Consider the following 21,819-nt stretch of genomic DNA (forward strand, 5'->3'; position numbering starts at 1 on the left):
GTGAGTCCACTATCACGTAGGCTGGTGGCCATGACGGAAGTGATCGGGCGCCGCGAGCGCAAGAAGGCCCAGACCCGCCAGGCCTTGGCCGACGCGGCGCTCGCGCTGTTCCTGGAGCGCGGCTACGACCAGGTCGGGGTGAAGGAGGTCGCGGACGCCGCCGACGTCTCGGTGACGACGTTGTTCAAGCACTTCCCGAGCAAGGAAGCCCTGTTGTTCGACCAGGACGACGACATCGAGACGGCCCTGGTCCAGGCGGTGCGCGGCCGCCCGCCGGGGCACACGATCGTGGACGCGCTGCGCGAGCACATGCTGCACGTCGGCGTCGACGGCGGCCCGAGCGAGGAGTTCATCAGGCTGATCGAGAGCACCCCGGACCTGCGCGACTACGCGAGGCGGATGTGGATGCGCCACGAGACGGCCCTGGCCCGGGCGATAGCCGAGGAGTCGGGCGCCCCGGAGGACGACATCGCCTGCGCGGCCTTGGCGCGGTTCGCGCTGGCGTCGCGGGAGCTGGTTCTCGGGCATCCGGACCCGAAGCGTGCGGCGGAGGAGATCTTCTCGAGGTTGGAGCGGGGCTGGCGGCCTGCTCCGTCCGGGTGATGGCGGGCGTGTCCCGGCAACGCCGGGCCACCGTCGGGCGTACCCAGTCACTGTGAGCGGGAGACAGTGGGCGTGGGCTCTGGGGGCGGCGGTGGTCACCTCCGGCCTGGGCGTGGCGATCAACATCGCCACCGATCTGAAGGACGCTTGGTGGGCATGGGCGGCGGTGGCGGTTCTGACGGTGATCAGCGCTGGGGTGAGCGTCTGGCTGCAGTCTTCCGGCGCACCCCCGGCGATCACCCAGCACGCGACGGCCTCGGGCAACGCGACGATCCAGCAGGCGGGCCGGGACATCAACCCGCCCCGCTGACCCAGGACGCGACCGCGTCCGGGCACGGCCGCGTGCAGCAGGCCGGACGGGACGTCAACAACACCTACGTCCTGCCGGCGCGGCAGCCGGTCGAGCTGCCCTACCTGGCCGGGCTGATGCCGCCGGCGGCGCCCGCGTTCCAGAGCCGGGCGGCGATGCGGCTGGTGCACGAGGCGGTCGCGGACGGCGACGCGGTCATCCTGACCTCGGAGCCGACGAAGGTCCTGTCCGGCCTCGGCGGCGTCGGCAAGACGCAGCTGGCGGTCAACCACGCCGAGACGCTGTGGGCGGCCCGCCGGGTCGAACTCCTCGTGTGGGTGACGGCGGGCTCGCGCGAAGCGATCGTTTCGACCTACGCGAAGGTCGCCGAAGCGGTCACGGGCAGCACGATCGACGACCCCGAAGAAGGCGCCCGCCGGCTCCTCGAGTGGCTGCGCGCGACGACGGCCCCCTGGCTGGTGGTCCTCGACGACCTCCAGGACCCCCAGCACCTCGAGAACCTCTGGCCGCCGCAGAACGGCCAGGTGCTGGTCACGACCCGCCGCCGCGACGCCGCGCTGAGGGGACGGCACCGCCGGATCGTCGACGTGGACGTCTTCACCCCGGAGGAGGCCCACGCGTACTTGGCCGCCTCGTTCGCCGACCGCCCCGAGGCACTCGACGGCGCCGCAGAACTCGCCGCCGAGCTGGGCTTCCTCCCACTGGCCCTCGGCCAGGCGACGGCCTACGCCCTCGACCGGGTGCTGACCTGCCGCGAGTACCTGGCGAGGTTCACCGACCGCCGCCGGACGTTGGGCAGCCACCAGCAGACGGTCGCCACGACGTGGGCCATGTCCATCGAGCTGGCCGACAGCCTCGACCCGGTCGGGCTGGCTCGTCCGCTGCTGGAGATCGCCTCCCTGCTCGACCCGAACGGCATCCCGCTTGCGGTCTTCATGACGGACCCGGTCGCCGAGCTGCTGGACGCGACGCCGGAGGAGGCCCGTGACGGTTTGAGCTGCCTGCACCGGCTGAGCCTGATCACGTTCGATCCCACGTCGAACGCGCGCTCGGTCCGCGTGCACGCCTTGGTGCAGCGCGCGGTACGCGACCAGATTCCGGAAGCTGACATGCCCGCTTTCGCGAAAAGTGCCGCGGATGCGCTACTGGCCGCATGGCCCGATATCGAGCGGGATGTCGCCCTCGGACAAGTAATGAGGACCAATGCTGAAACCCTGACCGTGCTCGCCGGAGAGCACCTGTGGTCCTCCGAAGTCCATCCGTTGCTGTTCCAGGCGGGCAACAGCCTTGGTGACAGCGGATTGGTCGGCCGGGCCACCGACTACTTCCACCGCCTGCACGAAATCACCGAAAGGGCACTAGGCCCGGACCACGCGGCTACCCTGACTTGTCGGCACCAGCTCGCTTACTGGGGCGGCCAAGCCGGTGACCCCGCAGGAGCGATCGCTGCTCTGGAGGATCTTCTCACCGACCGGACTCGGCTGCTCGGTCCCGACCATCCGGCCGTTCTCACGACTCGAGCCAATCTTGCCCGGTATCGGGGGTTCGCCGGGGATCCGGCCGGAGCTGTTGCCGCCTATGAGGAAGTCGTCGCCGATCGCCTTCGGGTGCTCGGTCCTGATGCCTTGGAAACCCTCACCGACCGTCACAATCTCGCTTTCTGGCGTGGGGAAGCCGGTGATCGGAAGGGAGCAGTCACCGCTCTCGAAGAACTCCTAGCCCACCAGCTCCGGGTGCTCGGCCCTGACCACCGTTTCACCTTGACGATCCGGTCCAATCTCGCCCGATATCGCGGGGATGCCGGGGATCCGGTCGGAGCTGTAGCGGCCTACGGGGAAGTCGTTGCCGATCGCCTTCGGGTCCTTGGCCCCGACAGTCCGGAAACTCTCATTGCCCGCTCCAACCTCGCCTCCTGGCGAGGGCTGGCAGGGGATCCGGCCGGGGCGGTCGCCGAGCTTGAAGAGCTCTTGATCGACCGGCGTCGGGTGCTCGGTGCGGACCACATGCAAACAGCGATCACCGAATCCAACCTCGCGTACTGGAGAGAACGCGCCAACGAATGAAGGCCCCCTGCCGAAGCAGAGGGCCCTCACCCAAGCAACCACTCAAGCCGTGGGCGGCTGGTACACCTTCGTCAGCTTGCCCGCCGCAGCCCGGTCCAGCAGCCACAACGTCCGGCGGTGCCCGCGCGCCCCGGCCACCGGCAGCTGGACTTCCCCAGCACCGGCCAAGGCCAACGCCACCGCGTCCGCCTTCGCCTCGCCCGCCGTCATCAGCCACACGTCGCGGGCCCGGCGGATTGCCGGGAGGGTCAGCGAAATGCGTGTCGGGGGCGGCTTCGGGCAGTTCCGGACCGCCACCACCGAACGCTCGGTCTCGTACACCGCCGGGGACTCCGGGAACACCGAGGCCGTGTGGCCCTCGCCGCCGAGGCCCAGCAGCATGATGTCGAACGACGGCACGTCGCCGTGGTCCTCCGGGCCCGCCTGGGACGCCAGAACCGAAGCGTACGCCTCCGCCGCAGCGTCCACATCCGACCCGAACTCGCCGTCCGAGGGGGCCATGGCGTGGACGCGCTTCGGATCCAGCGGGACGTGGTCCAGCAACGCTTCGCGCGCCTGCTTTTCGTTCCGCTCGTCCGAATCCGCCGGGACGAACCGCTCGTCGCCCCAGTAGATGTCCAACCGCGACCAGTCGATCGCGTCGCGCGCCGAGGACGCCCGCAGCTCCGAAAGGACCGCGATGCCCGTTCCGCCGCCGGTCAGCACCAGCGAAGCCGAGCCCTTGGCCGCCTGGACGTCGACCAGCCGCGTGACCAGCCGGGCCGCCGCCGCGGCGGCCAGCAGGTCCTGGTTCGCGTAGACGACGACTTCCGTCTTGCTCATTTCTTGGCCCCGGCCGCAGCCGCGGCCGCCGGCGAGGTGACGTCGGCCTTCGGCGGCGTGCCCGGCTTGCCGTTCGTGCCCGACGTGATCTTGCCCAGACCGTGCAGGGCCGCTTCGTAGACCTCGTCCGGGTCGAGCCGGCGGAGCTCCTCGATCAGGCAGTCCTGCGTGCTGCGCCGCTGCAAGGCGATCCGGCGGGTCGGCTGGCCCGGCTGGGTCAGCGTGCCCACCCGGCCGTCCGGGCGGTGCAGCTCCACCGGGCCCGACTTCCGGTCCAGTGTCACCGAGATGATCCCGGCCGCGCCCGAGCTCTTGACCCGCTTGACCGGCACCTTCAGGTACTCGGCCAGCCAGGCGGCCAGCAGCTCGGTGGACGGCGAGTCGGCCTCGCCGGTCACCGTCGCCGCGGTGATCTTCTCGTACGGCGGCAGGTCCAGCGCCGACACGAGCTGGGCGCGCCAGTGCGTCAGGCGCGTCCAGGCCAGGTCGGTGTCGCCCTCGGTGTACGCCTTCGCCCGCGCGGTCAGCGCCTTGACCGGGTTCTTCTCCGCGGCCGAGTCGGTGATCCGGCGCTGGGCCAGCTCGCCGAGCGGGTCCTTGTCCGGGTCCTTCGGGCCGGCCCCGGGCCACCAGCAGACGATCGGCGCGTCCGGCAGCAGCAGCGGCACCACCGCGCTCTGGCCCTGCGCGGCCAGCGCGCCGTACAGGCGCAGCACGATGACCTCGCTCGCGCCGGCGTCGCCGCCGACCCGGATCTGGCCGTCGATGCGCGGGGCCGCCGTGCGGGCGCCCTTGGCCACCACGATCACCCGCGACGGGTGCTCGCGGCTGGCGCCGTTGGCCGCCTCGATGGCTTCCTCGAGGTTGGCGTCGTCGTCGGCCACGATCACCAGCGTCAGGACCCGGCCGAGCGCGACTTGCCCGCCCTGTTCGCGGATCTCCACGAGCTTCTTGTTGAGTGCCGAGGTCGTGGTGGACGGCAGATCGATGATCACGGGCGCCTCCAATTCCGGCCGGTGCGCTTCAGCATTTCGTCGGCGGACGGCGGGCCCCAGGTGCCCGGCGCGTACTGCTCCGGCGCGCCTTCCTTCGCCCAGTGCTCCAGGATCGGGTCGAGGATCTTCCAGGAGAGCTCGACCTCTTCGTTCACCGGGAACAGCGACGGCTCGCCGAGCAGGACGTCCAGGATCAGCCGCTCGTAGGCCTCGGGGGAGGACTCGGTGAACGCGTGGCCGTAGCCGAAGTCCATCGTGACGTCGCGGACCTCCATCGTGGTCCCCGGCACCTTGGAGCCGAACCGCAGCGTGATGCCCTCGTCCGGCTGGACCCGGATGACCAGGGCGTTCTGCCCCAGCTCCTCGGTCGACGTCGAGTCGAACGGCAGGTGCGGCGCCCGCTTGAACACCACGGCGATCTCGGTGACCCGGCGGCCGAGCCGCTTGCCGGTGCGCAGGTAGAACGGCACCCCGGCCCAGCGACGGCTCTGCACCTCGAGCGTCACCGCCGCGTAGGTCTCGGTTTTCGAGTCCTTGGCGAAGCCCTCTTCCTGCAGCAGGCCGGGCACCTTCTTGCCGCCCTGCCAGCCGCCGGCGTACTGCCCGCGGGCGGTGGTCTTGCTCAGCGGCTCGACCGGTTTGGTGCCCGAAAGCACCTTGATCTTCTCCGCACGCAGCGCCCGCGGCTCGAACGACAGCGGCTCTTCCATCGCGGTGAAGGCGAGCAGCTGCAGCAGGTGGTTCTGGATGACGTCCCGGGCGGCGCCGATGCCGTCGTAGTACCCCGCGCGGCCGCCGAGGCCGATGTCCTCGGCCATGGTGATCTGCACGTGGTCGACGTAGTTGGCGTTCCAGATCGGCTCGAACAGCTGGTTCGCGAAGCGCAGCGCCAGGATGTTCTGCACCGTCTCTTTGCCGAGGTAGTGGTCGATGCGGAACACCGACTCCTCGGGGAAGACGTCGTTGACGATCGCGTTCAGCTCTTCGGCGCTCTTCAGGTCGTGCCCGAACGGCTTCTCGATGACCACTCGCCGCCAGGTGTTCTCGTCGGCGTTCGCCAGCCCGGAGCGGGCCAGCTGCTTGGTCACCACCGGGAAGGCGCTCGGCGGGATCGACAGGTAGAACGCGGTGTTGCCGCCGGTGCCGCGTTCCTCGTCGAGGTCGCGGACCGTCTTCGCGAGCCGGTCGAACGCCTCGTCGTCGTCGAAGGTGCCCTGCACGAACCGGATGCCTTCGGCGAGCCGGTTCCACACCGACTCCTTGAACGGCGTCCGCGCGTGCTCCTTGACCGAATCGTGCACGAGCTCGCCGAAGTCCTGGTGCTCCCAGTCGCGGCGGGCGAACCCGACGAGCGAGAAGCCGGCGGGCAGGAGCCCGCGGTTGGCCAGGTCGTAGATGGCGGGCATCAGCTTCTTGCGGGCCAGGTCGCCGGTGACGCCGAAGATCACCAGGCTGGACGGCCCGGCGATCCGCGGGAGCCGCTTGTCCCGGGGATCGCGCAGCGGGTTGCTCCAGGTCATGCTCAGCCCTCCTGTACCGCGCGGACGACGGCCGCGAGGCCCGCGGCCCGGTCGGTCAGGTGCAGGCGCAGCACCGGGCGGCCGTGCTCGGCGAGCACCTGCCCGTCGCCCAGTGCCTGGGCGTGCTGCAGCTGGCCGAGGGTGTACGGCCGGTCCGGGACGTCGAGGTCCTGCTCGACGGCGCCGGTGAGCTGCAGGAACACGCCGTTCTGGTGGCCGCCCTTGTGGTACTGCCCGGTGGAGTGCAGGAACCGCGGGCCCCAGCCGAACGTCGTCTGCAGCCCGGTGCGCTTGGCGATCTCGCCGCGCAGCAGGGACGTCGACGCGTCGTCGAGGCGGTCGAGGTAGGCCTGCACCGCGATGTAGCCGGCCTCCGGCGCCGAAGCGAAGAACGCGGTGAGCACGTCCTTCAGGCTGCCGTCGGTGGAAACACCTTCGCTGCCGAAGACCTCGACCGGCCCGTCCACGTTGGACGGCTCTTCGCCGCCCTTCAGCTTCTCCGGGTCGTCCAGCAGCGCGCGCGCCGCCTTCTTGGCCGCTTCCACGTCGGGCTGGTCGAACGGGTTGATCCCGAGCAACCGCCCGGCCAGCGCGGTGGCGAACTCCCAGAGCAGGAACTGCGCGCCGAGCGAGCCGGTGACGGCGATCTTCGCCGCACCCTGCGGGCCGCCGACCGCGGTGGGCGTGGCGTCGGACTTCGCGTCCACGAACCCGGGCGCCTCCGGGCCCTCGACCGCGACCGGCAGCAGGCCGGTGCCCTGCTTGCCGGTCGACTCCGCGATCAGCTGCTCGGCCCAGTCCGGGAAGCCCTTGATGCCGGAACCGGTGTCCGCGAGGACGACCTTCTCGGCGCCGGCTTCGTGCGCGGCGGCCCAGGCGGCGGCCAGCTTGACCGCCGGGTTGTCCGCCGAGTCCGCGGCGAGCTGCTCGGCCACCGAAGCGGCCTGATCGAGCAGCCGGGCGACGTCGGCGCCGGCCAGCCCGGCCGGGACGAGCCCGAACGCGGTCAGCGCCGAGTAGCGGCCGCCGACGTGCGGGTCGGCGAGGAAGGTCTTGCGGTAACCCTCCTTTTCGGACAGCGCCTGGAACGGCGAGCCCGGGTCGGTGACGACCACGATCCGCCGTGCCGCGTCGATCCCGGCGTCGGCGAACGCTTTCGCGAAGATCCGCCGGTGGCTGTCGGTCTCGACGGTGCCGCCCGACTTCGACGACACCACGATCACCGTGCGCTCGAGGTCACCCGCGAGGGCGTCCGCGACCTGGCCGGGGTCGGTGGTGTCGAGGACGGTCAGCGCGACGCCGTCGGTCGCGGTGATCACCTCCGGCGCCAGCGACGAGCCGCCCATGCCGGCCAGCACGACGCGGTCGACGCCCTCGGACCGCAGTTCGGTGCGCAGCGCCTCGATCTCGCCGATCAGCGGCCGCGACGACTTGTGCAGCGTCGTCCACGACAGCCGGATCGATGCCTCGGATTCGGCCTCCGGCCCCCAGAGCGTCGCGTCCTGCGCCGCCAGCTTCGAAGCAGCTTGGTCGGCGACCAGCTGTTCGGCCAGCGGCGCGGCACGCTCCGCCAGTGCGGCGTCCACGATCTCGACGCCGGTCTTCTCACCTGTCGTCATGTCGTGCTTCAGCCCTTCGCCTGCTCGAGCTGCCCTTGCACGGTCTCCAGAAGCTCGGTCCACGACTTCTCGAACTTCTCGACGCCCTCGTTCTCCAGCGTCAGGAACACGTCGCGGATGTCGATGCCGACGGCCTCGAGCTTGTCGAAGACCTCCTGTGCCTCGGCCGCGCGGCCGGTCACCTGGTCACCCTTGAGCTCGGAGTGCTCCGCGACCGCGTCGAGGGTCTTCTCCGGCATCGTGTTGACGGTGTCCTTCACCACGAGGTCGTCGACGTAGAGCGTGGGGGAGTAGTCCGGGTTCTTCACGCCGGTCGAGGCCCACAGCGGACGCTGCGCGTTGGCGCCGTCGGCCGCGAGGGCCTTCCAGCGGTCGGAGGAGAACAGCTCCTCGAAGGCCGCGTAGGCGAGGCGCGCGTTGGCGACGGCGGCCTTGCCGCGCAGGGCCAGCGCCTCGTCGGTGCCGATGGCCTCCAGGCGCTTGTCGATCTCGGTGTCCACGCGCGAGACGAAGAACGACGCCACCGAGTGGATGCCGCGCAGGTCGTGGCCGTTGGCCTTCGCCTGCTCCAGGCCCGCGAAGTAGGCTTCGATGACCTTCTTGTACCGCTCGACGGAGAAGATCAGCGTGACGTTGACGCTGATGCCCTCGGCCAGGGTCTTCGTGATGGCCGGCAGGCCCTCTTCGGTGGCCGGGATCTTGATCAGCACGTTCGGCCGGTCCACGGTCTTCCACAGGTCCTGCGCCTCGACCACCGTCTTGTCGGTGTCCTTGGCCAGGCGCGGGTCGACCTCGATCGACACGCGGCCGTCGACCCCGTTGGTCGCGGTGTAGACGTCGCGGAACAGGTCCGCGGCGTTGCGCACGTCGGTCGTGGTCAGGTCGCGGATGGTGGCCTCGACGTCGGCGCCCTGGGCGGCGAGTTCGCGGGTCCGCTCGTCGTAGGCGTCGCCCTTCGACATCGCGTTGGCGAAGATCGTCGGGTTGGTCGTCACGCCCACGACGTGCTTGTCGCGGATCAGGCCGGCCAGGTTGCCGGTGTTCAGGCGTTCACGGGAGAGGTCGTCGAGCCAGATCGATACACCGGCCTCGGACAGCGCCGCGAGCTTGTCGTTGCTCATTACTGTCATCCCCTTCAGGAGTTCTTGGTGTTCTGGATCGAGCGGCGGGCGGCCTCGACGACGGCTTCCGCGGTGAACCCGAACTCACGGAACAGTGTGGCCGCGTCGGCGGAGGCACCGAAGTGCTCGATCGAAACGTTCACCCCGGCGTCACCGGTGAAGCGGTGCCACGACTGGGCGATGCCCGCCTCGACGGACACGCGGGCCTTCACCGACGGCGGGATGACCGAGTCGCGGTACGCCTGGTCCTGCGCGTCGAACCACTCGACGCACGGCATCGAGACGACCCGGGCGGCGATCCCCTCATCGGCCAGCTTCTTGCCGGCCTCGACGGCGAGCTGGACCTCGGAGCCGGTGGCGATGAGCACCACGTGCTCGTCCTCCGCCTTGCCGAAGTCGGCCAGGACGTAGCCGCCCTTGGCGACGCCCTCGGCGCTGGTGCCCTCGAGCACCGGCACGTTCTGGCGGGTCAGCGCCAGCCCGGACGGGTGCTCGGTGTCCTCCAGCACGGCCTTCCAGGCGTACGCGGTCTCGTTGGCGTCCGCCGGGCGGACGACGTTGAGGCCCGGGATCGCGCGCAGCGCGGAGAGCTGCTCGATCGGCTGGTGCGTCGGCCCGTCCTCGCCGAGGCCGATCGAGTCGTGCGTCCACACGTAGGTGACCGGCGCCTTCATCAGCGCGGCCAGCCGGACCGGCGGGCGCATGTAGTCGGAGAAGATGAGGAACGTCGCGCCGTACGGGCGGGTGCCGCCGTGCAGCGCGATCCCGTTGAGGATCGAGCCCATGGCGTGCTCGCGGACACCGAAGTGCAGCGTCCGGCCGTACGGGTTGGCCTGCCACATGTCGGTGGCGGCCTTCTCGGGACCGAACGAGTCGGCGCCCTTCATCGTCGTGTTGTTGCTCTCGGCCAGGTCGGCCGAGCCGCCCCACAGCTCCGGCAGCGGCTCGGCGAGGGCGTTGAGCACCTCACCGGAGGCCTTGCGGGTGGCGATGCCCTTGGCGTCCGGCTCCCAGTGCGGCAGGTTGTCGGCGAAGCCCTCCGGCAGCGTGCGGGTGGCCATCCGGTCGCCGAGCTTCTTGCGCTCCGGGTTGGCCTTGGCCCAGGCCTCGTACTTCTCCTGCCATTCGGCGTGGGCGGCCTTGCCGCGCTCCAGCGCCTGGCGGGTGTGCTTGAGCACGTCGTCCTCGACCTGGAACGACTGCTCCGGGTCGAAGCCGAGGATCTTCTTCACCGCGGCGACCTCTTCGCCGCCCAGCGCGGCGCCGTGCGCCTTGCCGGTGCCCATCTTCTTCGGGGCCGGGTAGCCGATGACGGTCCGCAGCGCGATGAACGACGGCCGCTGCGTCTCGGCCTTGGCGGCCTTGATGGCCTCCTCGATCGCGACGACGTCCTCGCCGCCCTCGACGACCTGGGTGTGCCACCCGTAGGCCTCGTAGCGCTTCACGGTGTCCTCGGACAGCGCGATGTTGGTGTCGTCCTCGATCGAGATCTTGTTGTCGTCGTAGAAGACGATCAGGTTGCCCAGCTCCTGGCGGCCCGCGATGGACGAGGCCTCGGAGGTGACGCCCTCTTCGATGTCGCCGTCGGAGGCGATCACGTAGATGTGGTGGTCGAAGATGCTCTCGCCGGGCGCGGCGTCCGGGTCGAGCAGGCCGCGCTCGCGGCGGGCGGCCATCGCCATGCCCACGGCGTTCGCCAGGCCCTGGCCCAGCGGGCCGGTGGTGGTCTCGACGCCGTCGGTGTGGCGGTACTCCGGGTGACCCGGGGTCTTCGAGCCCCACTTGCGCAGCTGCTTGAGGTCCTCGAGCTCGAGGCCGTAGCCGGCGAGGAACAGCTGGATGTAGAGGGTCAGGCTGGAGTGCCCGGCCGAGAGGACGAAGCGGTCGCGGCCCGGCCAGTGCTGGTCGTTCGGGTCGTGACGCAGCGTGCGCTGGAACAGCGTGTAGGCCAGCGGCGCGAGGCTCATCGCCGTGCCGGGGTGGCCACTGCCACAGTTTTCGACCGCGTCGGCGGCCAGGACCCGGACGGTGTCCACGGCGCGGGTGTCGGTGTCGGTCCAGTCGGCGGGCACGTTGCGCCGGAGGAGTGGGTTGTTCTCGCTGGTAGTGGCGGTTTCGGACACTGAACTCCAACTCCCGGTCATGATGGTTGCGGCTGGTCTTGCTCGTTCCGGTTACCCGTGCGCGCGGCTACCTATCTCAATCGATCCCGAAGGGACGATATTCCTGCTCGCGGCCATGCGCAGGGGCAATCGCGGCCCGTCGCGGCCAGCCTAGTGCTTCGGGGAGTCGAGGACCCGCGATCACCCACGGGATTCACCACGTCTAACATCGTTCGAGGGTTCAGTAGGGCTGGTTCTTCGGCTACCCGGACTGGTCCCGCCCGAACCTGACGCAGGGAGTGAAATGTCGTTGGTGAACGCTGCGCACGGACGCAGTGAAGACACCAGCGCCGTGCACCCGACCGGTGAGCGACCGCACGGTGACCGGCGAAGCCTCCGCCGGGTCGTCGGCGCCTACGCCGCGCTGGCCAAGCCGCGGGTGATCGAGCTCCTGCTGGTGACCACCATCCCGGCGATGTTCCTCGCCGGCCGTCAGATCCCCTCGCCGTGGCTGGTGCTGGCCACGCTGGTCGGCGGGACGATGGCCGCGGGCAGCGCGAACGCGCTCAACTGCGTGATCGACGCGGACATCGACAAGGTGATGAACCGCACGAAGCGCCGTCCGCTGGTCAAGGACTCGGTGCCGCGCCGCGGCGCGCTGATCTTCGGCCTCGTCATGGGCGTCGCCTCGTTCGCCGTGCTGTACCTCACGGTGAACCTGCTCTCGGCGATCCTGGCGATCGCGACGATCCTCTTCTACATCTTCGTCTACACGCTCGGCCTCAAGCGGCGCACGTCACAGAACGTGGTCTGGGGCGGCGCGGCGGGCTGCATGCCGGTGGTCATCGGCTGGGCGGCCGTCACCGGCACCGTGCAGTGGCCGGCGTTCGTGATGTTCGGCGTCATCTTCTTCTGGACGCCCCCGCACACGTGGGCGCTGGGCATGAAGTACCGCGATGACTACGAGCGCGCCGGCGTCCCGATGCTGCCGGTGGTCGCCACCGCCCAGCACGTCGCCCGCCAGATCGTCATCTACTCGTGGGTGATGGTGGCGTGGACGCTGCTGCTGCTCCCGGTGACGTCCTGGCTGTACGGCACGTTCGCGATCCTGGCCGGCGGCTGGTTCCTCTTCTACGCGCACAGCCTGCAGGCGGCCGTGCGGCGGGGCGAGGAGACCAAGCCGATGGCGCTGTTCCACCGGTCGAACACGTACCTGATGATCGTGTTCGTGGCCTTGGCCGTCGACTCGGCGATCGGCCTGCCCACCCTCGGCCTGCCGTTCTGACTCCGGCTCTGAGACGGGCCGGGACCGCGGTCACCGCGGTCGTCGCCCTGGGCCTGCTGGTGCTGCTCGGCCGCGGCCGGTTCGACCTCGACCAGGACCGGCTGCTCGGCACCGGCTGCGCCATCCCGGCCAAGATCACCGCCCTCCCCGGTGCGGCCCCCGATGGCGGCGCCGTCCGCGTCGCCGAGCAGGGCCCGGGTGCCGCGGTCCTCGAGAACACCGGCACGCTCGCCGCGTACCGGATCGTCGTCACGTCCGGCTCCCGGACCGTCGAGGTGCCGGTGCTCCTGCCCGGCGGGCGGATCGGGGTCGTGCTCGACCACCCCGCCGTCGGCCCGGTGATCTGGCTCGCTCCCGAGGCCCTGGGCGGCTTCACACCCGTCACGGCCGCGGTGGTGGCGGGCGGGATCCGCTACCGCTCCGACAACTGCCGGGCGCTGACCAGCCGGGGCGCCGCGGTGCTGTTCCGTGCCCCGGACGGGCGAATCACCGGTGGGGAGCAGCTGCCGCCGTCGGCCGTGTCGTGCGCGCCGGGGGAGAAGCTGCTGCCCGCGGCCGTCTCCGCCGCCGAGGTCCACCCGTACTGCGCCCTCGAGACGGAATGATCGCGCGGCGGCGGCCGTTAGACTTCGTTGGCTCTTTTTCCCTGAGGCGAAAGCAGGATCTTTGTCTTCGGACGACCCCACCGACTTCGGCGCCGAGCTCGCCCGCGAGCAGGCGTACGTCACCACGCTCTACGCGAAGCTCGACGCCGAGCGCCTCGAAGCCCAGCGCCGCCTCGACGAGACGCTGCGGCAGACCGGCGGCACCCCGCAGGCCCGCACCCAGCGGGACGTCGCCACCACCCTCTACACCGACCGGCTCGCCCAGCTCGGCTCGGTCGAGCAGGGGCTCGCCTTCGGGCGGCTCGACTTCGTCCCCGAGAGCGCCGAGGAAACCACCTACATCGGCCGGCTCGGGCTGTTCGACGAAGACGACGACTACCAGCCGCTGCTGGTCGACTGGCGGGCGCCGGTCGCGCGGCCGTTCTACCTCGCCACCGCGGCCTCACCCGAAGGGGTGCGCCGGCGGCGGCACCTGCGGTCGCTGAGCCGCAAGGTCACCGGCTTCGACGACGAGGTCCTCGACCTCACGGCCGCCGACCAGGGCCAGGACCTCGGGCTGGCCGGCGAAGCCGCGCTGCTGGCCGCGCTGGAGCAGCGGCGCACCGGCGAGATGAGCGACATCGTCGCCACCATCCAGGCCGAGCAGGATCGCATCATCCGCGCCCCGCTCGGCGGCGTCATGGTCGTGCAGGGCGGGCCCGGCACCGGCAAGACCGCCGTCGCGCTGCACCGCGCGGCCTACCTGCTCTACACGCACCGCCAGCAGCTCACCACGCGCGGCGTGCTCGTCGTCGGCCCGAACAGCACGTTCCTGCGCTACATCGGCCAGGTGCTGCCTTCCCTCGGCGAGACCGGCGTGCTGCTGGCCACCATCGGCCAGCTCTACCCCGGCCTGAGCGCGGACGGCACCGAGCCGCGCGAAGCGACCGAGGTCAAGGGGCGGCTGGTGCTGGCCGAAGTGCTGGCCAACGCCGTCCGCGACCGCCAGCGCGTGCCCGAGCCGGTCATGGAGGTCGAATACGAGCACGACGTGCTGCGGCTGGACCGCAAGACGTGCGCCGAAGCCCGCACCCGCGCCCGCCGCTCGCGGCGCCCGCACAACCCGGCGCGGCGCCTGTTCGTCTCCGACGTCCTCGACGCGCTGACCCGCCAGGCCGCCCGCAAGCTGGGGGAGGACCTCCTCGACGGGCAGGACCTCGCCGACATCCGCGCCGAGCTCGCCGCCGACGAGAACGTGGCCGCCGCGCTCGACTCGCTGTGGCCCGTGCTGACCCCGGAAGGCGTGCTCGACGACCTGTTCGCCGACCGCGAACGCCTCGCGCAGGCCGCCGGCAAGCTGCTGTCCGCCGAAGACCGCGCCCTGCTGGAGAGCCCCCGCGACGCGCGCTGGACGCCCGCGGACGTCCCGCTGCTCGACGAGCTCGCCGAGCTGATCGGCGTCGACGACACCGAAGCGCGCGTCGAGCGCAAACGCCGTGAGCGCGAGGACCGCGCGTACGCCGAGGGCGTGCTCGACATCCTCGAGCAGGACGAAGAGATCATCGACGAGGAGCTGCTGCGCGTTTCCGACGTACTGGACGCCGAGCTGTTCGCCGAGCGCCAGCAGGCGCGCAGCGAGCTGACCGCCGCCCAGCGGGCCGCGCAGGACCGGACCTGGACGTTCGGGCACGTGATCGTCGACGAGGCCCAGGAGCTGTCGGCGATGGACTGGCGGCTGCTCATGCGGCGCACGCCGAACCGGTCGATGACGCTGGTCGGCGACGTCGCCCAGACCGGCGCGGCGGGTGGGGCGCGGTCGTGGGGCGAGGTGCTCTCGCCGTACGTCGAGGACCGGTGGCGGCTGGAGCAGCTGACCGTGAACTACCGCACGCCCGCCGAGATCATGGCCGTCGCGGCGCGAGTGCTCGCGGAGGTCTCGCCAGGGCTTTCGGCGCCGTCTTCGGTGCGGGAGACCGGCGTGCCGCCGTGGTCGGTGCGGCCGGCGTCGCTGTCCGCGGAGCTGCCCGGCCTGGTGACCCGCGAGCTGTCCGAAGCGGACGGCGGCACGGTGGCCGTGCTGGTGCCCGGCGGCCGGTTCGACGAGGTCTCGGCGCTGCTTTCGGAGCACGACGAACGGCTGAGCGTGCTGACGGTCGAGCGGTCGAAGGGCCTGGAGTTCGACTCGGTGGTACTGGTCGCGCCGGACGAGGTCGTCGCGGGTTCGCCGCGGGGCCTCAACGACCTGTACGTGGCCCTGACGCGGGCGACCCGGCGGCTCGGCGTGGTCACCACCGGTGACGACGTCCCGGCACTCTCCGTGCTTGGCTAGGGTGCCTCGCATGCAGAAGATCGGGAAGATCGTGGTCGCCGCCGCGGCGGCGCTGTCGCTGGCCGCGTGCGGCCAGGACGCCAAGCCCCAGCAGGCCGCTCCGGCGGGCCCGCCCGTCCCGTCGGCGACCGCCGCGCAGACGCCCCAGAGCAAGGGCCGCGAGTGCACCGCGGACGACGTCAAGACGACGGGCAAGTTCGGTGAAGTGCCGACGATCACCATCCCGGACGACTGCGACCCGCCGAAGAAGCTGGTCACCAAGGACCTGTCCGACGGCACCGGCGACCCCGCCAAGGCCGGGCAGAAGCTCAGCATGAACTACCTGCTGGTGACGTGGTCGGACAAGCAGAAGCTGGACAGCTCCTTCGACCGCGGCAAGACGTTCGACCTGAACCTGGGCGCCGGCGAGGTCATCCCCGGCTGGGACCAGGGCCTGGCCGGCATCAAGCAGGGCGGCCGCCGGCTGCTGATCATCCCGCCGGACCTCGCCTACGGCGCGGGCGGCAACGGCATGAAGCCGAACGAGACGCTGGTGTTCGTCACCGACGCCGTGGCCGTCGGCGCCGCCTGACAAGGGTGAAGAAAGGCCGCCTGGGAATTCTCCGGGCGGCCTTCACCCGTGTCAGGGGATGAGCAGGAGCTTGCCGGTGGTGCGGCGGCCCTGCAGGTCTTCGTGGGCCTTGCGGGCGTCGGCCAGGGGGTACTTGCCGCCGATGCGGACGGTCAGCTCACCCGCGAGGATGGCGTCGAACAGCTCCTTCGAGCGCCACTCGATCTCCTCGCGCGTGCGCGTGTAGTGCACGGACGTCGGGCGGGTCAGGTACAGCGAGCCGCCGGCGTTGAGGCGCTGCGGGTCCAGGGGCGGCACCGGGCCGCTGGAGGCGCCGAAGAGCGCCAGCAGGCCGCGGACCTTCAGGCTGGCCAGGCTGCCGTCGACGGTGTCCTTGCCGACCCCGTCGTACACGACGTCGACACCTTCGCCGTTCGTCAGTTCGCGGGTGAGTTTGGCGAAGTCGTCGCGGTCGTACCGGATGACCTCGTCGGCGCCGGCTTCGCGGGCGAGCTTTTCCTTCTCTTCGGTCGACACGGTGCCGATGACGCGGGCGCCGCGCGCCTTCGCCAGCTGCACCAGGAGCAGGCCGACGCCACCGGCGGCCGCGTGCACGAGCACGTCGTGGCCGGGCTTGACCTCGAAGGTCGAGGCGACCAGGTAGTGCGCGGTGATGCCCTGCAGCATGGTCGCGGCGGCGGTCTCCAGGGAGACGCCTTCGGGGACCTTCACGGCGACCGACGCCGGGACGAGCTTGCGGGCCGCGTAGCTGCCGATCGACCCCTGCCAGGCGACGCGGTCGCCGGGTTCGAACCCGGGTGCGGCTTCGACGACCGTGCCGGCGCCTTCGAGGCCGGGCACGAACGGCAGCTCCATCGGGTAGATGCCCTGGCGCTGGTAGGTGTCGATGTAGTTGACCCCGGCCGCGGCGACGTCGACCAGGAGCTCGCCGGCCTCCGGGGCGCGGACGTCCACTTCGGCCGGTTCGAGCACTTCCGGGCCGCCGGTCTTCGTCACCTGCACTGCGGTGGGCATGGGTCCTCCTCGGATCGGGTTCATCCGGTGCAACTATGGCCGAGGCCACGCTGTTCCGCGTTCCGGCCGGTTCTTGGTTATGGTTCGGAGCGTGACTTCGGAAGAGACCGTTTCGCCGACCAGCGCGCAGCTGGGCGCGGCCCGCAAGTTCGTGAAGGCGCACGGCAAGCCGTCCCGGGCGGTGGTGGAGAACATCGGCCGCGCGGGCGCCCGCGTGGTCCTGGTCGGAGCGGACGGCGCCCTCGGTGACGTGGTGGTGCCGTCGGTGGCGACGGGCGAGGCGCTGATCGAGGCGGTCGAGGACCTGACCCCGGCGACGTGGGACGCGGAGACGGTCCAGGCCACGAAGATCGGCCCGGAGCACCGCCGCAAGATGGCGGGCAAGTGAGCCCCACGGCGGTCCTGGTCAGCTGCGCGGAGCTCCCGTCGGGCGACGGCGACGACGATGCTTTGCTGCCGGCGTTGTCGTCGCTGGGCTTTTCGGTCTCGTGGGCACCGTGGGATTCGTCGTTCGACTTCGCCTCGGCGGACGCGGTGATCCTGCGGGCGACCTGGGATTACGCTTCCCGTCGCTCGGAGTTCCTTTCGTGGTGTTCGGCGGTGCCGTCGCTGTTCAACTCGGCTGACGTGGTGCGGTGGAACACGGACAAGTCGTACCTGGTGGAGCTGCTGGACGCGGGGCTGCCCGTGGTGCCGACTTCGCTGGTCCCGCCGGGTGCCTCGGGGTCTTTTCCTGCTGGTGATTTCGTGGTGAAGCCTTCGGTGGGGGCGGGTTCGCGGGGTGCGGCTCGGTTCGCCGGGGATGCTTCTGCTGCTTCTGCGCACGTGGCCGGGTTGCACGCCGAGGGCCATACGGCGTTGATCCAGCCTTATCAGTCCAGTGTGGACGCTTCCGGTGAGCTGGCTCTGGTGTACCTGGGCGGGGTCTATTCGCACGCGTTCACCAAGGGCGCGATGCTGGGGTCCACAATGGATGATTCGGGGTTGTACCTGGCGGAGTCGCTGGCGCCGGCTTCGCCGCCGGCTGATGCGGTGGCACTGGCTGAGGATGTCCTGGATGGGGCTTCGGCGTTGCTGGGGATTCTGCGGGCCGAGCTGTTGTACGCGCGGGTGGACGTGGTGCGCGGGGTGGGCGGGAAGCCGTTGCTGCTGGAGCTGGAGCTGACTGAGCCTTCGCTGGGGTTCCGCCAGACGGACCCGGCGGCGGCGATGCGCTTCGCTTCCGCGGTGCGGCAGCAGCTGGCGTAGCTTCACCGGCGGCCTCGCTGCACGGCGGCGAGCGCGATCGCGACGACCGCGCCGATCAAGGTCACGGCCAGTGACCCGGTAACCAGGTAGAGGCCGCCGATCCCAGTCAGGCCGGCTTTAATCGACCTGCGCGTGTCTCGCAGTGGCTGATGGTCGGCAGGCTTCCGCGTCCGGTCAGTGGCCATTTTGTCACCCGTTCGTGGTGTACTAGTACTCCTTGAGCAGATGATGGCCGAACGAATGCGGTTCTGGGCATGGTCATTCGTGTCCGCCAGATGTCTTTCGTTGTCGGACCGGCGTGGTCGCTGTTCCCGCCATTGTCTGTCCTTGTCGGGATTTGTCGATCATTGTCGGACACCGCGACGAAGTGGAGGAAACTCCGTGACCATCGGGATGGACGGCACCGCGGGAGACGAGCCACCGGCGTGGGCGGAGATCGAGCGGGCGCTCAGGTGGCTCGCTGTCCGCAAGGACGGCAAACCACTGAGGTTTCTGCGGTATGCAGTCGATGATCCCACGAGTGAGTCGGCTCGCTCGCTCGGCTGTTTGGTCGAACCGACCGGGTCGCTGCTGGCATCAACGCCGGAGATGCGCGCCTTCGCAGTATGGGGACTGATCGTCGACGAGATCGGGAAGCTGGGTTCGACCGACGAATCGCGCCGCCGGAACACGTTGATGGCGGCGTTCCGGCTGCTGCCGGTCCCCGGTGGCGAGACCGCGTGGAAATCCACGCTTGACGACCGATTCCGCCAGTTGATCGATCTGAGGAAGGTCTTCGGTGATCCTCCACCCATCACGACGACGCCCATGCACAAAGCGTGGCGGCGGGCGGTCGGCAAGCTGGCAAGTCACGTACTGCAGAAAATAGAGATGCTTCGGCAGGATGGTCGTGGTTGGCAGAACTACGTCGAGATCGGCAGGGGAAGCACCGGGCAGCCGTCTCGCGATCGGCACCTCGGTTTCGGATCAGGGTATCGGGCACCGGCCCCTGAGGCGCAACAGGTGTTCGTCGAGCGCATGCTCGTCCGGGTCGTCATGCACCGCACGACGGTGCTGCGTCGGACCACAGAACGCGACATCATCGCTTGCGAGGACGGTGTCGACGCGTTCGATGCCCTCGCTGCGACAGGATGGGCTGCTGACCCGACCAAACTGCCGGTGAAGGCGATCTGGGCTTGCCGTCTCGTACTCCGGCGTGCTGCCGGATCCGATGATCCCACCGCGGCGCGGCTGCGATTCCGGAAAGTGCTCCGCCGTGGTGACCGGTACTCGTTCGTCTCCGAGACCTGGGACGACGAGCTAGAAGAACGGCGATGTTGGATCAACGTGGATGTAGACCACCAAGGCATCGCTCCGGGAATCGTCGATGGCGACGGTCGACCGATCGCCGGGCTGACCATGCAGGTGGCCTTCGAGGAGCATTGCCTACCGCAGGCTTGCTGGTGGTACGTAGAGCAGACCGAGATCGAAAGGATAGTTCCGCCGGCGGCTGGTGACCCCCGCGTACTCGAGGTTGGCGACGGCTTCGTGGAACACACTTTCGCGGAGCGATGTCAACCGGGTGGGAGCTACGGAATTGCGTTCAAGTGGCCACGCGAGTGAGCGGTCACGAAGTGCGATGCGGCTGCCCCGACGTGGATCGTCGTTAGCTTTCGACCGCCTGGCTGCGCTTGGCGGCCAGCTTCTCCATCCGCGGCCACCGCACGTTCGTCGCCCACCCGAACCGCTCGAAAGCCCAGATCACCCGAGCCGAAACATCCACCTGCCCCCGCAACACCCCATGCCGCGCACAAGTCGGATCCGCGTGGTGAGAGTTGTGCCAAGACTCACCCATCGACAACAACGCCAACGGCCAGAAGTTCGCCGCCTTGTCGCGGCTGGCAAAAGGCCTCTCCCCGATCAGGTGGCACACCGAGTTCACCGACCACGTCACGTGGTGCAGGAACGCGATCCGCACCAACCCCGCCCAGAAGAACGCCGTCACCACGCCCCACCAGGACCACGAAATCAGTCCGCCCAACACAGCAGGCAGCGCCAAGCTCAACGTGATCCACAGCCAGAAGTACCGGTTCACCCACCGCACGTCCGAGTCCGCCACGAGATCCGGCGCGAAGCGGTCCGCGTTCGTCACCTCGCGGCCGAACATCCACCCCATGTGCGCGTGCCAGAAGCCGCGCGCCAGCGCCGACGGGGACGTGCCGAACAGCCACGGCGAGTGCGGGTCGCCCTCGCGGTCGGCGAAGGCGTGGTGCCTGCGGTGGCTGGCCACCCAGAAGATCACCGACCCCTGGACCGCCATGCTGCCCGCGATCGCCAGGACCACCCGCAGCGGCCGGGACGCCTTGAACGCGCCGTGGGTGAAGTAGCGGTGGAAACCGACCGTTACGCCGAGGGTGGCGAACACGTAGAACGCCGCCGCGAGGATCAGGTCGATCCAGGTCATGCCCCAGCCCCACACCAGGGGGACCGCGATCAGGAGCGCCGCGAACGGCACCAGCAGGAAGGTCTTGAGCACGATCATCTCGCCGGTGCCGCGGCGGTGGGAGATCAGCGGCTTGGGCGCGGTGCGCGACGTCATGGCGCGAACAGTAGCTCACGCGCCGGACGGCCACGCCGACGCGGAGTTAAGGCCGCGTTGACGTCAGGCGGCCGTGAGTTCGCGAGGCGCCGCTGTCAGCGAGGTCACCGGGCCGCGGTCGCGGCTGCCCGTCCACAGCGATGCCGTCGCGATGATGACCGCCATTGCGCCCAGCACGTGGAACGACACCATCGCCTCCGGCACGCCCAGCGCGTACTGCAGCGATCCCAGCCCACCCTGCGCGACGGCGACCACCCAGACCACCGTGTAGCGCCGCCAGAGGCTCTTCGGGGCGCCGATGCGCAGCAGCTGCAGCCCGAACACCGCCAGCAGCAGCAAGTACAGCACCAGCAGCCCGCCGTGGACCTGGGCCAGCGCCTCGACCGGGGCGTCGAGGCGGTGGGTGTTGATGTCGCCGCTGTGCGGGCCCGCGCCGGTCACCGTGGTGCCCGCCGCCAGCACCAGCCACATCACGGCGGCGAGCAGGACCAGGATCGTGCGGCCGGCCGGCGGGACCAGCAGGCGCGGGGTCTCGTCGCCTTCGCGGAACGCGTGCAGCAGCAGGACCGCCAGCCAGACGAGCGGGGTCGTCGCCAGGAAGTGGATCGCGACCGTCCACCACTCCAGCTTCGCCAGCACGGTCAGGCCGCCGACGACGGCCTGCAGCACGACGCCGCCGGGCATCGTCCAGGCCAGCTTGACCAGGCGCTTGCGCTCCGGGTGGTCGATCTGCACGCGCCACGCGGTGACGACCGCGACGGCGGCGACCAGGACGACGACGAAGGTCAGCAGCCGGTTGCCGAACTCGATCCACTGGTTGAGCGCGTCGATCCCGGAGTCGTGCTTCGGGACGAGGCTGCCGGCCACGCACTGCGGCCAGGTCGGGCAGCCGAGCCCGGACCCGGTGACGCGCACGATGGACCCGGTGACGCCGATCAGCGCCTGCGCGACGACGGCGGCAATCCCGACGGCCCGCTGCACGGCGGCGGAGGGAAACGGCAGACGGGCGACGAGGCTGGTGAACGGCACGGCATCGATGGTAGAGCGCGCGGAAA

20 protein-coding genes are annotated in these 21,819 nt (G+C 70.3%); 10 read left to right on the forward strand and 10 right to left on the reverse strand.

What is annotated here, in order from left to right; translation table 11 throughout:
- Positions 1 to 30: 30 nt before the first annotated feature.
- From ACWEGE_RS43645 to ACWEGE_RS43655, 3 genes are read left to right on the forward strand one after another with little or no spacing between them, the layout of a single operon-like run.
- Positions 31 to 603, forward strand: a complete 573-nt coding sequence (locus tag ACWEGE_RS43645) for a TetR/AcrR family transcriptional regulator (protein ID WP_449666398.1) — start codon at positions 31 to 33, stop codon at positions 601 to 603.
- Between the two features lie 52 nt (positions 604 to 655).
- A complete protein-coding gene (locus ACWEGE_RS43650; RefSeq protein ID WP_449666399.1) occupies positions 656 to 913 on the forward strand; it encodes a hypothetical protein in 258 nt (85 codons plus the stop codon).
- 32 nt (positions 914 to 945) lie between these two features.
- A complete protein-coding gene (locus tag ACWEGE_RS43655; RefSeq protein ID WP_449666400.1) occupies positions 946 to 2,976 on the forward strand; it encodes a tetratricopeptide repeat protein in 2,031 nt (676 codons plus the stop codon).
- Between the two features lie 42 nt (positions 2,977 to 3,018).
- Here the strand turns inward: ACWEGE_RS43655 and pgl are convergent, their stop codons facing one another.
- The 6 genes from pgl to tkt are packed head-to-tail and all read right to left on the reverse strand — an operon-like array spanning position 3,019 to position 11,176.
- On the reverse strand, positions 3,019 to 3,798 hold the full coding sequence (pgl, locus tag ACWEGE_RS43660; protein WP_449666401.1) for a 6-phosphogluconolactonase: 780 nt from the start codon (positions 3,796 to 3,798) through the stop codon (positions 3,019 to 3,021).
- The gene (gene opcA, locus ACWEGE_RS43665) at positions 3,795 to 4,793 is read right to left on the reverse strand and encodes a glucose-6-phosphate dehydrogenase assembly protein OpcA (RefSeq protein WP_449666402.1); all 999 of its coding nucleotides are present in this window, start codon (positions 4,791 to 4,793) and stop codon (positions 3,795 to 3,797) included. Before opcA ends, pgl begins: the two co-directional genes overlap by 4 nt.
- Positions 4,790 to 6,313 (reverse strand): glucose-6-phosphate dehydrogenase, encoded by a 1,524-nt coding sequence (zwf, locus tag ACWEGE_RS43670; protein ID WP_449666403.1) that lies wholly within the window; start codon positions 6,311 to 6,313, stop codon positions 4,790 to 4,792. Before zwf ends, opcA begins: the two co-directional genes overlap by 4 nt.
- Before the next feature lie 2 nt (positions 6,314 to 6,315).
- The gene (locus ACWEGE_RS43675) at positions 6,316 to 7,932 is read right to left on the reverse strand and encodes a glucose-6-phosphate isomerase (protein ID WP_449666404.1); all 1,617 of its coding nucleotides are present in this window, start codon (positions 7,930 to 7,932) and stop codon (positions 6,316 to 6,318) included.
- An 8-nt stretch (positions 7,933 to 7,940) separates the two neighbouring features.
- Complete coding sequence (gene tal, locus ACWEGE_RS43680) at positions 7,941 to 9,053, reverse strand: transaldolase (RefSeq protein WP_449666405.1); 1,113 nt, start codon at positions 9,051 to 9,053, stop codon at positions 7,941 to 7,943.
- Positions 9,054 to 9,067: 14 nt separating this feature from the next.
- On the reverse strand, positions 9,068 to 11,176 hold the full coding sequence (gene tkt / locus ACWEGE_RS43685) for a transketolase (RefSeq protein WP_449666406.1): 2,109 nt from the start codon (positions 11,174 to 11,176) through the stop codon (positions 9,068 to 9,070).
- A 283-nt stretch (positions 11,177 to 11,459) separates the two neighbouring features.
- Between tkt and ACWEGE_RS43690 the strand changes: the two genes are divergently transcribed.
- The 4 genes from ACWEGE_RS43690 to ACWEGE_RS43705 all read left to right on the forward strand — a co-directional run bounded on the left by ACWEGE_RS43690 (position 11,460) and on the right by ACWEGE_RS43705 (position 15,924).
- Positions 11,460 to 12,440, forward strand: coding sequence for a heme o synthase (locus ACWEGE_RS43690; protein ID WP_449666407.1), 981 nt, complete (start codon positions 11,460 to 11,462; stop codon positions 12,438 to 12,440).
- Positions 12,441 to 12,499: 59 nt separating this feature from the next.
- The gene (locus tag ACWEGE_RS43695) at positions 12,500 to 13,045 is read left to right on the forward strand and encodes a hypothetical protein (protein WP_449666408.1); all 546 of its coding nucleotides are present in this window, start codon (positions 12,500 to 12,502) and stop codon (positions 13,043 to 13,045) included.
- Positions 13,046 to 13,106: 61 nt separating this feature from the next.
- Positions 13,107 to 15,353, forward strand: coding sequence for a HelD family protein (locus ACWEGE_RS43700; protein WP_449666409.1), 2,247 nt, complete (start codon positions 13,107 to 13,109; stop codon positions 15,351 to 15,353).
- Positions 15,354 to 15,363: 10 nt separating this feature from the next.
- Positions 15,364 to 15,924: an FKBP-type peptidyl-prolyl cis-trans isomerase gene (locus ACWEGE_RS43705; RefSeq protein WP_449666410.1), complete on the forward strand. Its 561-nt coding sequence runs from the start codon at positions 15,364 to 15,366 to the stop codon at positions 15,922 to 15,924.
- A gap of 51 nt (positions 15,925 to 15,975) precedes the next feature.
- Here the strand turns inward: ACWEGE_RS43705 and ACWEGE_RS43710 are convergent, their stop codons facing one another.
- Positions 15,976 to 16,938, reverse strand: coding sequence for a quinone oxidoreductase family protein (locus ACWEGE_RS43710; protein WP_449666411.1), 963 nt, complete (start codon positions 16,936 to 16,938; stop codon positions 15,976 to 15,978).
- A 79-nt stretch (positions 16,939 to 17,017) separates the two neighbouring features.
- On the opposite strand from ACWEGE_RS43710, the gene ACWEGE_RS43715 reads away from it, so the two are divergent.
- Positions 17,018 to 17,326 (forward strand): hypothetical protein, encoded by a 309-nt coding sequence (locus ACWEGE_RS43715; RefSeq protein ID WP_310975159.1) that lies wholly within the window; start codon positions 17,018 to 17,020, stop codon positions 17,324 to 17,326.
- Entirely contained in the window at positions 17,323 to 18,186 is an 864-nt protein-coding gene (locus ACWEGE_RS43720) for an ATP-grasp domain-containing protein (protein ID WP_449666412.1), read from the forward strand. Before ACWEGE_RS43715 ends, ACWEGE_RS43720 begins: the two co-directional genes overlap by 4 nt.
- 2 nt (positions 18,187 to 18,188) lie before the next feature.
- On the opposite strand, the gene ACWEGE_RS43725 is transcribed toward ACWEGE_RS43720, so the two are convergent.
- On the reverse strand, positions 18,189 to 18,371 hold the full coding sequence (locus ACWEGE_RS43725) for a hypothetical protein (RefSeq protein ID WP_449666413.1): 183 nt from the start codon (positions 18,369 to 18,371) through the stop codon (positions 18,189 to 18,191).
- Positions 18,372 to 18,567: 196 nt separating this feature from the next.
- Here ACWEGE_RS43725 and ACWEGE_RS43730 point away from each other — a divergent pair, with 196 nt between their 5' ends.
- Positions 18,568 to 19,788 (forward strand): hypothetical protein, encoded by a 1,221-nt coding sequence (locus ACWEGE_RS43730; protein ID WP_449666414.1) that lies wholly within the window; start codon positions 18,568 to 18,570, stop codon positions 19,786 to 19,788.
- A gap of 43 nt (positions 19,789 to 19,831) precedes the next feature.
- Here ACWEGE_RS43730 and ACWEGE_RS43735 read toward each other — a convergent pair whose 3' ends face one another.
- Both ACWEGE_RS43735 and ACWEGE_RS43740 read right to left on the reverse strand, forming a co-directional pair.
- On the reverse strand, positions 19,832 to 20,764 hold the full coding sequence (locus ACWEGE_RS43735) for an acyl-CoA desaturase (protein ID WP_449666415.1): 933 nt from the start codon (positions 20,762 to 20,764) through the stop codon (positions 19,832 to 19,834).
- A gap of 63 nt (positions 20,765 to 20,827) precedes the next feature.
- Positions 20,828 to 21,793, reverse strand: a complete 966-nt coding sequence (locus tag ACWEGE_RS43740) for a COX15/CtaA family protein (protein ID WP_449666416.1) — start codon at positions 21,791 to 21,793, stop codon at positions 20,828 to 20,830.
- Positions 21,794 to 21,819: the final 26 nt, after the last annotated feature.

The organism is Amycolatopsis sp. NPDC004747 (assembly GCF_053601335.1).

Excerpts from the sequence above, each read along its gene's own strand:
- zwf (WP_449666403.1), bottom strand. The coding sequence starts at position 6,313 with ATGACCTGGAGCAACCCGCTGCGCGATCCCCGGGACAAGCGGCTCCCG.
- tal (WP_449666405.1), bottom strand. The coding sequence starts at position 9,053 with ATGAGCAACGACAAGCTCGCGGCGCTGTCCGAGGCCGGTGTATCGATC.
- ACWEGE_RS43675 (WP_449666404.1), bottom strand. The coding sequence starts at position 7,932 with ATGACGACAGGTGAGAAGACCGGCGTCGAGATCGTGGACGCCGCACTG.
- ACWEGE_RS43705 (WP_449666410.1), top strand. The coding sequence starts at position 15,364 with ATGCAGAAGATCGGGAAGATCGTGGTCGCCGCCGCGGCGGCGCTGTCG.
- ACWEGE_RS43725 (WP_449666413.1), bottom strand. The coding sequence starts at position 18,371 with ATGGCCACTGACCGGACGCGGAAGCCTGCCGACCATCAGCCACTGCGA.
- ACWEGE_RS43735 (WP_449666415.1), bottom strand. The coding sequence starts at position 20,764 with ATGACGTCGCGCACCGCGCCCAAGCCGCTGATCTCCCACCGCCGCGGC.
- pgl (WP_449666401.1), bottom strand. The coding sequence starts at position 3,798 with ATGAGCAAGACGGAAGTCGTCGTCTACGCGAACCAGGACCTGCTGGCC.
- ACWEGE_RS43715 (WP_310975159.1), top strand. The coding sequence starts at position 17,018 with ATGGTTCGGAGCGTGACTTCGGAAGAGACCGTTTCGCCGACCAGCGCG.
- ACWEGE_RS43645 (WP_449666398.1), top strand. The coding sequence starts at position 31 with ATGACGGAAGTGATCGGGCGCCGCGAGCGCAAGAAGGCCCAGACCCGC.
- ACWEGE_RS43710 (WP_449666411.1), bottom strand. The coding sequence starts at position 16,938 with ATGCCCACCGCAGTGCAGGTGACGAAGACCGGCGGCCCGGAAGTGCTC.
- ACWEGE_RS43690 (WP_449666407.1), top strand. The coding sequence starts at position 11,460 with ATGTCGTTGGTGAACGCTGCGCACGGACGCAGTGAAGACACCAGCGCC.